Origin of the sequence: Pseudomonas sp. Z003-0.4C(8344-21), from assembly GCF_900104975.1 — a bacterium.
In the GTDB taxonomy this organism is placed as follows: domain Bacteria; phylum Pseudomonadota; class Gammaproteobacteria; order Pseudomonadales; family Pseudomonadaceae; genus Aquipseudomonas; species Aquipseudomonas granadensis.
This window is the reverse complement of sequence record NZ_LT629756.1, coordinates 1,099,882-1,113,039: the sequence shown is the minus strand read 5'-3', so window position 1 is coordinate 1,113,039 and position 13,158 is coordinate 1,099,882. Positions and strand designations below refer to the sequence as shown.

Genomic DNA, 13,158 nt, shown 5'->3' with positions numbered 1-13,158 from the left:
TTCGAATCACGTGACGACACTAATCCATGGCCAAGAAGCTTTACATCGAAACCCACGGTTGCCAGATGAACGAGTACGACAGCTCGCGCATGGTCGATCTGCTGGGCGAACATCAGGCCCTGGAAGTCACCGCTCGCGCGGAAGACGCCGACGTGATTCTGCTCAACACCTGCTCGATCCGCGAGCGCGCCCAGGATCGGGTGTACTCGCAGCTCGGGCGCTGGCGCGAACTGAAGCTGGCCAACCCCGACATGGTCATTGCGGTCGGCGGTTGCGTCGCCAGCCAGGAAGGCGCGGCGATCCGTGACCGCGCACCGTATGTCGACGTGGTTTTCGGCCCGCAGACCCTGCACCGCCTGCCGGAAATGATCGACGCCGCGCGCAGCAGCAAGCTGCCGCAGGTCGACGTGTCATTCCCGGAAATTGAAAAATTCGACCACTTGCCCGAGCCGCGCATCGACGGCCCGAGCGCTTATGTCTCGGTAATGGAAGGTTGCAGCAAGTACTGCACGTTCTGCGTGGTGCCTTACACCCGTGGCGAAGAAGTCAGCCGGCCATTCGACGACGTGATCGCCGAGATCATTCACCTGGCCGAACACGGCGTGCGTGAAGTGACCCTGCTGGGCCAGAACGTCAACGGCTACCGCGGCGCTACCCATGACGGGCGCATGGCCGATCTGGCCGAGCTGATCCGCGTGGTCGCGGCCGTCGATGGCATCGACCGCATTCGCTATACCACGTCGCACCCGCTGGAGTTTTCCGACAGCCTGATCCAGGCCCACGCCGAGGTGCCGGAGCTGGTCAAGCACCTGCATTTGCCGGTGCAGTCGGGTTCCGACCGGATTCTCGCGGCAATGAAGCGCAACCACACCGCGCTGGAATACAAATCCAAACTGCGCAAACTGCGCGCGGCGGTGCCGGGAATCTGCATCAGCTCGGACTTTATCGTGGGTTTTCCCGGCGAGACCGAGAAAGATTTCGAGCAGACCATGAAGCTGATCGCCGATGTCGGCTTCGACTTTTCCTACTCGTTCGTTTACAGCCAGCGCCCCGGGACCCCGGCCGCAGACTTGGCTGACGACACTCCGGAAGAGCTGAAAAAAGAACGTCTGAATGCGCTGCAACATCGCCTGAACCAGCAAGGGTTCGAAATCAGCCGACAAATGGTCGGTTCGATCCAGCGCATTTTGGTGACCGATTATTCGAAGAAAGACCCCGGCGAACTGCAGGGGCGCACCGAAAATAACCGTATCGTCAACTTCCGCTGCGACAATCCAACCTTGATCGGCCAGTTCGCCGACGTGCACATCGACGCGGCGCAACCGCACTCGTTGCGCGGCTCACTAATCCAGTAACAAGATCAGCGGCATTGGAGAACCTGTGGGAGCTGGCTTGCCAGCGATGGGGCCATCAGTCGGAAAGTCAATTCGCCTGCTGAACCGCCATCGCTGGCAAGCCAGCTCCCACAGGGATGTTGATTGAAGCTGAGATATTTAAGAGCTTTCGCCCCCACGCCTCTGGCGTTATCCTTGATTTCACCTCAATTGCCCCAGGGCGGCTAAATACGACCTTGAACGCACCCATCGAACCACATCGTTTCATTCTCGAGCCCTTTGAGGCTCGCCGCTTCGCCAATCTGTGCGGGCAATTCGACGAGCATCTGCGCTTGATCGAACAGCGCCTGGCCATCGAGATCCGCAACCGCGGCAATCAATTCGAACTGATCGGCGACCCCAAGCTCACCACGTCTGCGGAAAACCTGCTGCGCCGTCTGTACCGGGAAACCAAGGCGACCGAGCTGTCGCCGGACATGGTTCACCTGTTCCTGCAGGAATCGGCTGTCGAGCAACTGGACAACCACGCGCCCGCCGAACCATCCGTCGCGTTGCGCACGAAAAAAGGCATGATTCGCCCACGCGGCTTGAATCAGCAGCGCTACGTGAAGGAAATCCTCGGCAACGACATCAACTTCGGCATCGGCCCGGCCGGTACCGGCAAGACCTATCTGGCCGTGGCCTGCGCCGTCGATGCGCTGGAACGCGAGCAGATCCGCCGCATCCTGCTGGTGCGTCCGGCGGTTGAAGCGGGTGAAAAACTCGGCTTCCTGCCCGGCGACCTGTCGCAGAAGATCGACCCGTACCTGCGCCCGCTCTATGACGCGCTGTACGAAATGCTCGGTTTCGAATACGTGGCCAAGCTGATCGAACGTCAGGTGATCGAAGTGGCACCGCTGGCTTACATGCGCGGTCGCACGCTGAACAACAGCTTCATCATTCTCGACGAAAGCCAGAACACCACCGTCGAACAGATGAAGATGTTCCTGACGCGGATCGGCTTCGGTTCCACCGCGGTCATCACCGGGGACATCACCCAGGTCGATCTGCCGCGTGGCACCAAGTCCGGCCTGCATCATGTGATCGAAGTGCTCAAAGATGTGCCGGGCATAAGCTTCACGCACTTCCAGCCCAAGGACGTGGTGCGCCATCCTCTGGTGCAGCGGATCGTCGAAGCCTACGAGCGCTTCGAAAGCCGCGCCGATGCACCCAAGGAAGCCGCGCGCGATGCTTGAGCTCGATCTGCAAATCGCTACCGAAGCGTCGGCGCCGAGTGAAGCCCAGTTCCGCCAATGGTGCGAATTGGCCCTGCGCCAGCGCACCGCCGACTCGGAAATGACCATTCGTCTGGTCGACGAGGGCGAAGGTCGCGAGCTCAACCACACCTGGCGGCACAAGGACTACGCAACCAACGTCCTGTCGTTCCCTGCGGATGTCCCGGACGAGCTGCTGGATATCCCGCTGCTCGGCGATCTGGTGATCTGCGTCGCCGTGGTCGAGCGCGAAGCTGCCGAACAGGGCAAGGAACTTAACGCCCACTGGGCACATCTGGTCATTCACGGCTGCTTGCATCTGCTCGGTTACGACCATATGGAAGATGACGAAGCCGAAGAAATGGAAGCACTGGAACGCGAGTTGCTTGCTGAACTCGGCTTTCCCGATCCGTACGCGGACGACGAAACCGAACCATCCCCTACTGTTACAACAAAGGATTCAGAGTAATCGCTATGAGCGAAGATCGATCGAGCAACGGGCAGAAGTCATGGCTGGGTAAGCTCACCCAGGCTTTTGCCCACGAGCCGAAGAACCGTCAGGAGCTACTCGAGCTGCTGCGTGATGCACATCAGAACAAACTGCTGGACAGCGAAGCGCTGGCCATCGTCGAAGGCGCCATTCAGGTGGCTGACCTGCAAGTACGCGACATCATGGTCCCGCGCTCGCAGATGATCAGCATCAAGGCAACCCAGACACCCCGCGAATTTCTCCCTGCCGTGGTCGACTCGGCCCACTCGCGCTATCCGGTCATCGGCGAAAGCCATGACGACGTGATGGGCGTGCTGCTGGCCAAGGATCTGCTGCCGCTGATCCTCAAGGAGAACGGCGACAGCTTCAACATCAAGGACCTGCTGCGCCCGGCCACCTTCGTGCCGGAGTCCAAGCGTCTGAACGTGTTGCTGCGTGAATTCCGTGCCAACCACAACCACATGGCCATCGTCATCGACGAATACGGCGGCGTGGCCGGTCTGGTGACGATCGAAGACGTGCTGGAACAGATCGTCGGCGATATCGAAGACGAACACGACGTCGAAGAAGACAGCTACATCAAGCCGCTGCCCAGCGGTGACTTCCTGATCAAGGCGCTGACGCCGATCGAGAACTTCAACGAGTTCTTCGACAGCGAGTTCTCCGATGACGAATTCGACACGGTCGGCGGTCTGGTGATGAGCGCGTTCGGCCACTTGCCAAAACGCAACGAAATCACTGAAATCGGCGCCTATCGTTTCCGCATCCTGAACGCCGACAGCCGTCGGATTCATTTGCTGCGTCTGACGCCAATCGCTCGGTAACCATTAAGGAAAGAAATGCGCTGGACTACCCGCCCCGGCTGGCCCGGTAACCTGCTGGCCGTGGCGGCCGGTGCAATCACCACCCTCGCGCTTGCGCCGTTCAACATCTGGCCGCTGGCTTTGCTGGCGGTCGGCTTGTTTTATGCCGGTTTGCGCGAGCTAAGTCCGCGTCAGGCGCTGGGTCGTGGCTGGTGCTTCGGTTTCGGCCTGTTCGGCGCCGGCACCAGCTGGATCTATTACAGCATTCACCATTTTGGCGGCGCTTCAGTGCTGCTCGCCGGATTCCTGATGCTGCTGTTCACCGCAGCGATCGCCTGGTTCTTCGCCCTGCCTGCCTGGTTGTGGGCGCGCTGGCTGCGCCGCAATGAGGCGCCATTGGCCGATGCCCTGGCGTTTGCTGCGCTTTGGGTCGGGCAGGAAGCGTTTCGTGGCTGGTTCCTCACCGGTTTCCCGTGGTTGTACTCCGGTTACAGCCAGCTCGACGGCCCGTTGGCCGGGCTCGCACCGGTCGGCGGCATGTGGCTGGTGTCGTTCGTTCTGGCACTGACCGCCGCGCTGATCTACAACGCACGGCGCTTGCTGCAGACTCGTCGCAAAGCTTTTGTCGCCGCTGGATTGTTGCTGCTGATCGGGCCTTGGGTGGCCGGCATTGCGCTCAAGGGTCATGCCTGGACCAGTCCGTCGGGCGCGCCACTGAGCGTCGCGGCGATTCAGGGCAACGTCGCGCAAAGCATGAAATGGGACCCGGCTGAACTCAACGCGCAACTGGCGCTGTACCGGGACTTGAGCTTTCGCTCGAAACCGGTCGACCTGCTGATCTGGCCGGAAACCGCTGTGCCGGTGCTCAAGGAATCCGCCGAGGGATACCTGAGCATGATGGGTAACTTCGCCGCCGAGCGTAAATCGGCGCTGATTACCGGCGTGCCGATCCGCCAGACCGTGCACAAGGAAAGACGTTTCTTCAACGGCATCACCGTAGTCGGCGAAGGCGATGGCACTTACCTGAAGCAGAAACTGGTGCCGTTCGGCGAATACGTACCGTTGCAGGACATCCTGCGCGGGCTGATCGCATTCTTTGACCTGCCGATGTCCGACTTCGCCCGCGGCCCTTCCGATCAGGCACTGTTGCAAGCCAAGGGTTACCAGATCGCCCCGTTCATTTGTTACGAAGTGGTGTACCCGGAGTTTGCGGCCGGGCTGTCGGCGCGCAGCGATCTGCTGCTGACGATCAGCAACGATACCTGGTTCGGCACCTCCATCGGTCCGCTGCAACATCTGCAGATGGCGCAGATGCGCGCACTGGAGGCGGGGCGCTGGATGATTCGCGCCACCAACAATGGCGTGACGGGGCTGATCAACCCGTTCGGCCAGATCACCGCGCAGATCCCGCAGTTCGAACAGGGCGTGCTGTACGGTGACGTGGTGCCGATGCACAACCTGACGCCGTATCTGCAATGGCGTTCATGGCCGTTGATTGCGCTGTGCCTGCTGTTGTTCGGCTGGGCATTGATGGCTAACCGGATGTCGAAAACCCTTTGAAAGCTTCGCGAGCAGGCTCGCTTCCACATTGGAATGCATTTCAAGGTGGGAGCGAGCCTGCTCGCGAAGAGGATGTCAGCAACAGCCAGTCAATCAGGGCTGGCCTCACCTCGGTAAAACAACGAATACCCCACCTGCCCCACCGCCTCGTTCAGCAACTGCCCGCTCTGCCAGATTGATTTGAACTCCGGCAGCCAGCCGCCAAACGGCCGGGCGTTATCTGTACCCAGAAACCCGACCGGCGCCGGTACCACCTCGAATCCCGCTTGTTTGAAGCTCCACACCGCCCGCGGCATGTGCCAGGCCTGAGTGACCACAACCACGCGATTGATCCCCTGCGGCAACAGAATGTCAGCGCTGAGTTTGGCGTTTTCCCACGTGGTACGGCTTTCGCCTTCCTGCCAGCGCACTGCCACGCCAAAATCATCGCGCAGCGAATCCGCCATCAACTTCGCCTCGGTCGGCGGCGTACCGTAGTGCAAGCCGCCGCTGGTCAGGATCGGCAACCCGGAGGCTTTGGCCAGACGTGCCGCGTAGCGCTGGCGCTCGAGCCCGATACCGGTCGGCTGGTCTTCACCCCACGCCAGATCGCCCCGCTCGCGACCGGAACCGAGTACGACAATCGCATCGGCCCGCTGCGCCAGCGTCGTCCACGCCTCGCGGGCCAGCGGCGGCTCGCGCTCCAGCGCCTTGGCGCCCCACTGCACGACCACCGGCAGGCTCATCAGCCACAGGCCGCCCAGGCCGAGCGCGAAACAAAGGCCAGCGAGGCGCGGCCGCGAACGGCGCAGCCACCACGCGGCCAACAACAGCAGCAAGAGAATGCCGGGCGGCAACAGTAATTGTTTGATCAGATAACGAAAGGGCATCGGGCATCTCCACAGATGCCCGAAGCCTAAGAGTGTTGCTGATGCGTTACAACCAATAGGCCGGATCCCGTTGAAAAAGATCCGTTTCCTGACCTGCCATGCGTTTACCTGGCCCGCGACGAGCGAACCTTGACGGTGTCTTTGCCGGGTGCCCGGTCCTTGAGCCAGATGATCTTGGCCGAATGTGCTGCATCGAGCTGCTTGACTGCCTGTGACAGGCACCCCTGCATTTCCCGCTCGCTGCGGTCCAGATAAGCCTTGACCAGTTTGAACTCGGCGGGACTCAAGCCACGCAATTCCAGTTCCAGGGGGCGCTCATCGCGCAGCCGGTCAGCGGTTTTTACAGCGTCCAGGGCCATGCCCAGACGATCGATCAACCTTTCGTACAACTCGGGTTTCGTCACGTTTTTCTGCCGTTGCTCCACCATCCCTCACCTCATTGAAGATAAGACTCACTCCCCACTTAGAGCTTAGCTTCGATGCACAAACCGGCGGCACGCCGCGACAAACGGCCCTCGCTCCGAATCGGGCGGGCCAAACTGCTGAATCAGGGTTTCCCTAGGCCAAGCGCGGTCATGTATGCTACGGCGCTTCCTGTCATTCCACTTCCAGCGCATCCGGGCCACCCCGCCTGTCGCCGTCGAAGAGGATTAGGCCACCCCTATCCAGTACAAAAAGTAGCCATGCACGAACAATATCAACCCCGTGAGATCGAAGCCGCCGCCCAGTCGTTCTGGGACGAGCAAAAGTCCTTTGAAGTCAGTGAACAGCCAGGCAAGGAAACCTACTACTGCCTGTCGATGTTCCCTTACCCCAGCGGCAAGCTACACATGGGGCACGTGCGCAACTACACCATCGGTGACGTGATTTCCCGCTACCAGCGCATGCTCGGCAAGAACGTCCTGCAACCGATGGGCTGGGACGCGTTCGGCATGCCGGCAGAAAACGCCGCGATGAAGAACAACGTCGCACCGGCCAAATGGACCTACGAAAACATCGCCTACATGAAAACCCAGCTGCGCAGCCTGGGTCTGGCGGTCGACTGGTCGCGCGAAGTCACCACCTGCAAGCCTGACTACTACCGCTGGGAACAATGGCTGTTCACGCGCCTGTTCGAAAAAGGCGTGATCTACCGCAAGAACGGCACCGTCAACTGGGACCCGATCGACCAGACCGTTCTCGCCAACGAGCAGGTGATCGACGGTCGCGGCTGGCGTTCCGGCGCGCTGATCGAAAAGCGCGAAATCCCGATGTACTACTTCAAGATCACCGCCTACGCCGATGAGCTGCTCGAAAGCCTCGATGAACTGGATGGCTGGCCGGAACAGGTCAAGACCATGCAGCGCAACTGGATCGGCAAGTCGCGCGGGATGGAAGTGCAGTTTCCGTACAACGTCGATTCGATCGGCGAAGCCGGCACCCTGAAAGTCTTCACCACCCGTCCGGACACCCTGATGGGCGCGACCTATGTCGCCGTGGCGGCCGAGCATCCGCTGGCCACTCTGGCGGCAAAAAACAACCCTGAGCTGCAAGCGTTCATCGCTGAGTGCAAGGGCGGCAGCGTCGCCGAAGCCGACGTTGCCACGCAGGAGAAAAAAGGCCTGCCGACCGGCCTGTTCGTCGAGCACCCGCTGACCGGCGAAAAACTGCCGGTGTGGGTCGCCAACTATGTGCTGATGCACTACGGCGACGGCGCAGTCATGGCCGTACCGGCACACGACGAGCGCGATTTCGAATTTGCCCACAAGTACAACCTGCCGGTGAAATCGGTGGTGCGCACCAGTTCCGGCGAAAGCAACCCGGCCCCGTGGCAAGACGCCTACGGCGAGCACGGTACGCTGATCAACTCCGGTGAATTCGACGGCCTCGATTTCGCCGGCGCGTTCGACGCCATGGAAGTCGCCCTGATCAAGAAACAACTGGGCGCCTCGCGCACCCAGTTCCGCCTGCGCGACTGGGGCATCAGCCGCCAGCGCTACTGGGGCTGCCCGATCCCGATCATCCACTGCGATACCTGCGGTGACGTGCCGGTGCCGGAAGATCAACTGCCGGTAGTCCTGCCCGAAGACGTGGTGCCGGACGGCGCCGGTTCGCCTTTGGCGCGCATGCCCGAGTTTTATGAGTGCAACTGCCCGAAATGCGGCCAGCCTGCCAAACGTGAAACCGACACCATGGACACCTTCGTCGAGTCGTCGTGGTACTACGCCCGTTACGCCTCACCACACTTCACCGGTGGGCTGGTGGAAAAATCCGCGGCCGATCACTGGCTGCCGGTCGATCAGTACATCGGCGGCATCGAACACGCGATTCTGCACCTGCTCTATGCGCGCTTCTTTCACAAGCTGATGCGTGACGAAGGGCTGGTGAGCTCCAACGAGCCGTTCAAGAACCTGCTGACCCAGGGCATGGTGATCGCCGAAACCTACTACCGTCGCGAAGCCAACGGTGCCTACACCTGGTTCAACCCGGCGGACGTGGAACTGGAGCGCGACAGCAAAGCCAAGGTCATCAGCGCCAAACTGAAATCCGACGGCCTGCCGGTGGAAATCGGTGGCACCGAGAAAATGGCCAAGTCGAAGAACAACGGCGTTGACCCACAATCGATGATCGACCAGTTCGGCGCCGACACCTGCCGCCTGTTCATGATGTTCGCCTCGCCGCCTGACATGAGCGCGGAATGGTCCGACTCCGGCGTGGAAGGCTCGCACCGCTTCCTCAAGCGCGTCTGGCGTCTGGCGCAGGCTCATGTCACTCAGGGCCTGCCGGGCAAACTGGACATCGCCAGCCTGAACGACGAGCAGAAAGCCGTGCGCCGCGCGATTCACCTCGCGATCAAGCAGGCCAGCCATGATGTCGGCCAGAACCACAAATTCAACACCGCCATCGCTCAGGTGATGACACTGATGAACGTGCTGGAAAAAGCCGCACAAGCCACCGAACAGGATCGCGCGCTGATCCACGAAGGCCTCGAAGCCGTCACGTTGCTGCTGGCGCCGATCACTCCGCACATCAGCCACGAGCTGTGGAATCAGCTCGGTCACGCGGGTGCGGTGATCGACGCGGGCTGGCCGGCAGTGGATGAATCCGCGCTGGTGCAGGACAGCCTGACCCTGGTGATTCAGGTCAACGGCAAACTGCGCGGGCAGATTGATATGCCGGCCAGCGCGACCCGCGAAGAAGTCGAAGCGGCCGCGCGTGCCAACGAAAACGTGCTGCGCTTCGTCGATGGCCTGACGATTCGCAAAGTGATCGTGGTGCCGGGCAAACTGGTCAATATCGTCGCCAGCTAATTGGATCGAGCGTCAGGTCCGCCTGACGCCGGATAAAACCTTTCGGGCCGCAAGGTCGGCCCACCTGGTTTCAAGGGGAGCAACACAATGATCAAACGCAATCTGCTGGTGATGGGCCTCGCCGTTCTGTTGAGCGCCTGTGGCTTCCAGCTGCGCGGTACCGGCACCAACGAACTGTCGATCAAGGAACTCGATCTGAGCGCCCGCAACAGCTACGGCGAAACCGTGACGCAACTGCGTCAGTTGCTCGAGTCGAGCGGCGTCAAGGTTTACAGCGGTGCGCCGTACAAGCTGTTCCTGGCTGACGAGCAGGAGAGCCAGCGCATTCTCAGCTATGCCGGCGCAGGCCGGACCGGTGAATATCAGGTCAGCACGATCCTGAGCTACGAAATCCGTGGCGATAAGAACCTGCAATTGCTGAGCGACAAGCTGGAAGTACAAAAGGTGTTCATTCACGACGGCAACAACCTCGTCGGTTCCGATCAGGAAGCCAACGACGCCCGTCGCGAAACCCGCCGCGAGCTGGTGCAACGCATGATGCTGCGTCTGCAGCAATTGACGCCGGGCCAGTTGCAGCAACTGCAGCAAGCCGCCAACGACCGCGCCAAGGCCGAAGCCGATGCGCTGGAAGCGGCACAAAAGGCTGAAGCGGAAACCCCGCGTCAGTCGCCGCTCGAAATACCGCAGCAGTAAGCTGTTCGGGGCGCTCAGGCGCCCCGATCGACTTTTCTTATGAAGCTCGCTCCCGCTCAACTCGGCAAACACCTGCAAGGCGCACTCGCGCCTGTCTATATCATCAGCGGCGATGACCCGCTGCTGTGCCAGGAAGCCGCCGACGCCATTCGCAGTGCTGCGCGCCAGCAAGGTTTCGACGAACGCCAGGTGTTCGCCGCCGACGCCAATTTCGATTGGGGCACGTTGCTGCTGGCCGGCGCGAGCATGTCGCTGTTTGCCGAAAAGCGCCTGCTGGAACTGCGCCTGCCTTCGGGCAAGCCCGGTGACAAGGGCGCTGCTGCGCTCATCGAATATTGCTCACGCCCGGCTGAAGACACCGTGCTGCTGATCAGCCTGCCCAAGCTTGACGGCAGTGCGCAGAAGACCAAATGGGGCAAGGCCCTGGTTGAAGGCCAGCAGACCCAGTTCATCCAGATCTGGCCGGTGGACGCCAATCAGTTGCCGAGCTGGATTCGCCAGCGTCTGTCCCAGGCCGGCTTGTCGGCCAGTCAGGACGCTGTCGAACTGATCGCCGCGCGCGTCGAGGGCAACCTGCTCGCCGCCGCGCAGGAAATCGAAAAGCTCAAGCTGATGGCCGAGGGCGGTCAGATCACCGTCGAAACCGTGCAGGCCGCCGTGGCGGACAGTGCCCGCTTCGACGTATTCGGCCTGACCGACGCCGTGCTCAACGGTGAGCCGGCCCACGCGCTGCGCATGCTTGAAGGCTTGCGTGGCGAAGGGGTCGAACCGCCGGTGATTCTCTGGGCCCTGGCCCGTGAGCTGCGGCTGCTGGCCAACATTGCCTTGCAATACAGCCAGGGCACGCCGCTGGACAAGTGCTTCAGCCAGTCGAAACCGCCGGTGTGGGACAAGCGCAAGCCGCTGGTCAGCAAAGCCCTGCAACGCTACTCGGCGCAACGCTGGGCGCAATTGCTGCTCGAAGCCCAGCGTATCGATGCGCAGATCAAGGGCCAGGCTGCGGGTTCGCCGTGGATGAGCCTGAGTCGTCTGGCGTTGTTGATGGCGGGGCAGCGGCTGTCATTGCCTGCCGAGTAAGGCCTTCAACCGCATAGCCCCCATTCGCGAGCAGGCTCGCTCCCACATTTGACCCCATTCTCTCAGTGGAACCCGGTCCACTTTGGGAGCGAGCCTGCTCGCGAAAGCGCTTTCACGTTTGCCTACAGCCGGTACTGGACAGACACACAACATCGGCAGATTATTTCCCCCGCAAAACCCACCTCACCGAGAGATCCTCATGAGCAAAAAGCCAGCAAAGCATGGCCCCAACAAGGCCAAATCCATCGTCGCCCAGCCCTTGTTCCGCAGTCGTCAGGAACGACCTTCCAAGGGCAAAGGCAGCTACCGCCGCGAAGCCTTCCAGTCTGACAGCTGGGAGGCTTCTTACTTTCTGGCTGCCTGAAGCGCAGCACCCCTCGGTCATGTTAAGGTCTGCACCTGATTCGTATTCCCTGGAACCGTGCATGCCCTTCAGTCTTTCCAATCGTTGGCCTGTTCGCCAATTGATCGCTGCCTCCAGCTTCATTCTGCTTGTCGCCTGTGCGGAAAAACCCACCGCCGCTGATGCGCAACCCCTGCAAGCCGCACCTGTCGCCACGGCCCCAGCGATCATCCCGCCGGTAGTGCCGTCCGCCGACCCTCTCGATCTGCAACCCACCCAGACCTTTGCCGAATGGCAGGCGGGTTTCCGCAAGGATGCCCTGGCCGCCGGGATTCGCCCCGAGCTGTTTGATCGTGCGTTTGCCGATGTCAGTTTCGACGCCAGCGTGATTCGCGCTGATCGCAGTCAACCGGAGTTTTCCCGTCCGGTATGGGAATACCTCGACGGCGCACTGTCACCGCTGCGCGTGCGCAAAGGCCAGACGCTGGTCAATCAATACGCCGACACCCTGCGCGACATCGAACAACGCTATGGCGTTGATCGCCAGGCGCTGGTGTCGGTGTGGGGCATGGAAAGCAACTTCGGCCAGTTCCAGGGCAGCAAGTCGGTGATCAACTCGCTGGCTACCCTTGCCTACGAAGGACGCCGCCCGGGCTTTGCCCACGCGCAACTGATTGCCGCGCTACAGATCCTGCAACAGGGCGATATCACTCCGGAGAAAATGCTGGGCTCCTGGGCCGGCGCCATGGGCCAGACCCAATTCATTCCGACCACCTACAACACCCACGCCGTGGATTTTGACGGCGATGGCCGTCGCGACATCTGGGGCAGCCCCGCCGATGCGCTGGCCTCGACTGCGCATTATTTGCAGAGTTCGGGCTGGCAGCGTGGCCAACCGTGGGGCTTCGAAGTGCAATTACCGAGCGCCTTCGATTACACCCTGGCTGACGGTGCGATTCGCAAAAGCGTCGCCGAATGGCGTCAGTTGGGCGTGAACCTGCCGAACGGTGCGCAAGTGCCGGTCGGCTCTGAGCAACTGTCCGCTGCCTTGCTGCTGCCGGCCGGTTATCGCGGCCCGGCGTTCCTGATCCTCGACAACTTTCGGGCGATCCTCAAGTACAACAACTCGTCGTCGTATGCGTTGGCGGTGAGCCTGCTGTCCGAGCGGTTCAACGGTGGCGGCTTGATCAACGGAACCTGGCCGAAAGACGACCTGCCCCTGAGCCGCACCGAGCGGATGGAATTGCAGACCTTGTTGAGCGCGCGCAACTTCGACGCTGGCACGGCGGACGGGATCATCGGCGCCAACACACGCAAGGCGATTCGCAGCGCGCAGCAGTCACTGGGCTGGCCGGCGGATGGTTATCCGACGCACAAATTGCTGGAAAGCCTGCGCGCCCAGTAGTGGGTAGGTTGTATGGCTGATGTCGCCTTCGCGAGCAAGCT

At 61.3% G+C, this 13,158-nt stretch carries 12 protein-coding genes; 10 read left to right on the top strand and 2 right to left on the bottom strand.

Annotated elements, in window-relative coordinates; genetic code table 11:
* Positions 1–26 precede the first annotated feature (26 nt).
* The 5 genes from miaB (at position 27) to lnt (ending at position 5,440) form a co-directional block, all read left to right on the top strand.
* Positions 27–1,355, top strand: coding sequence for a tRNA (N6-isopentenyl adenosine(37)-C2)-methylthiotransferase MiaB (gene miaB, locus BLU24_RS05185; RefSeq protein ID WP_090286583.1), 1,329 nt, complete (start codon positions 27–29; stop codon positions 1,353–1,355).
* Between the two features lie 215 nt (positions 1,356–1,570).
* Positions 1,571–2,569, top strand: coding sequence for a PhoH family protein (locus BLU24_RS05180; RefSeq protein WP_093098046.1), 999 nt, complete (start codon positions 1,571–1,573; stop codon positions 2,567–2,569).
* Positions 2,562–3,056, top strand: a complete 495-nt coding sequence (ybeY, locus tag BLU24_RS05175) for an rRNA maturation RNase YbeY (RefSeq protein ID WP_093098043.1) — start codon at positions 2,562–2,564, stop codon at positions 3,054–3,056. Before BLU24_RS05180 ends, ybeY begins: the two co-directional genes overlap by 8 nt.
* A 5-nt stretch (positions 3,057–3,061) precedes the next feature.
* Positions 3,062–3,901, top strand: a complete 840-nt coding sequence (locus BLU24_RS05170; protein ID WP_007909641.1) for an HlyC/CorC family transporter — start codon at positions 3,062–3,064, stop codon at positions 3,899–3,901.
* A gap of 15 nt (positions 3,902–3,916) precedes the next feature.
* Positions 3,917–5,440 (top strand): apolipoprotein N-acyltransferase, encoded by a 1,524-nt coding sequence (lnt, locus tag BLU24_RS05165; RefSeq protein ID WP_093098040.1) that lies wholly within the window; start codon positions 3,917–3,919, stop codon positions 5,438–5,440.
* Between the two features lie 89 nt (positions 5,441–5,529).
* Here the strand turns inward: lnt and BLU24_RS05160 are convergent, their stop codons facing one another.
* Both BLU24_RS05160 and BLU24_RS05155 read right to left on the bottom strand, forming a co-directional pair.
* Positions 5,530–6,309 (bottom strand): YdcF family protein, encoded by a 780-nt coding sequence (locus BLU24_RS05160; protein ID WP_093098037.1) that lies wholly within the window; start codon positions 6,307–6,309, stop codon positions 5,530–5,532.
* A 104-nt stretch (positions 6,310–6,413) separates the two neighbouring features.
* The gene (locus tag BLU24_RS05155) at positions 6,414–6,737 is read right to left on the bottom strand and encodes a hypothetical protein (RefSeq protein ID WP_093098034.1); all 324 of its coding nucleotides are present in this window, start codon (positions 6,735–6,737) and stop codon (positions 6,414–6,416) included.
* Between the two features lie 255 nt (positions 6,738–6,992).
* Here BLU24_RS05155 and leuS point away from each other — a divergent pair, with 255 nt between their 5' ends.
* The 5 genes from leuS to BLU24_RS05130 all read left to right on the top strand — a co-directional run bounded on the left by leuS (position 6,993) and on the right by BLU24_RS05130 (position 13,117).
* Positions 6,993–9,599 (top strand): leucine--tRNA ligase, encoded by a 2,607-nt coding sequence (gene leuS / locus BLU24_RS05150; RefSeq protein ID WP_093098031.1) that lies wholly within the window; start codon positions 6,993–6,995, stop codon positions 9,597–9,599.
* Between the two features lie 87 nt (positions 9,600–9,686).
* Positions 9,687–10,292, top strand: a complete 606-nt coding sequence (locus tag BLU24_RS05145; protein ID WP_090286595.1) for an LPS-assembly lipoprotein LptE — start codon at positions 9,687–9,689, stop codon at positions 10,290–10,292.
* A 39-nt stretch (positions 10,293–10,331) separates the two neighbouring features.
* Positions 10,332–11,369 (top strand): DNA polymerase III subunit delta, encoded by a 1,038-nt coding sequence (gene holA / locus BLU24_RS05140; RefSeq protein ID WP_090286597.1) that lies wholly within the window; start codon positions 10,332–10,334, stop codon positions 11,367–11,369.
* 199 nt (positions 11,370–11,568) lie between these two features.
* Complete coding sequence (arfA, locus tag BLU24_RS05135) at positions 11,569–11,733, top strand: alternative ribosome rescue factor ArfA (protein WP_090286599.1); 165 nt, start codon at positions 11,569–11,571, stop codon at positions 11,731–11,733.
* Between the two features lie 61 nt (positions 11,734–11,794).
* Positions 11,795–13,117, top strand: a complete 1,323-nt coding sequence (locus tag BLU24_RS05130) for a lytic murein transglycosylase (RefSeq protein WP_093098029.1) — start codon at positions 11,795–11,797, stop codon at positions 13,115–13,117.
* The last annotated feature ends 41 nt before the right edge of the window (positions 13,118–13,158 follow it).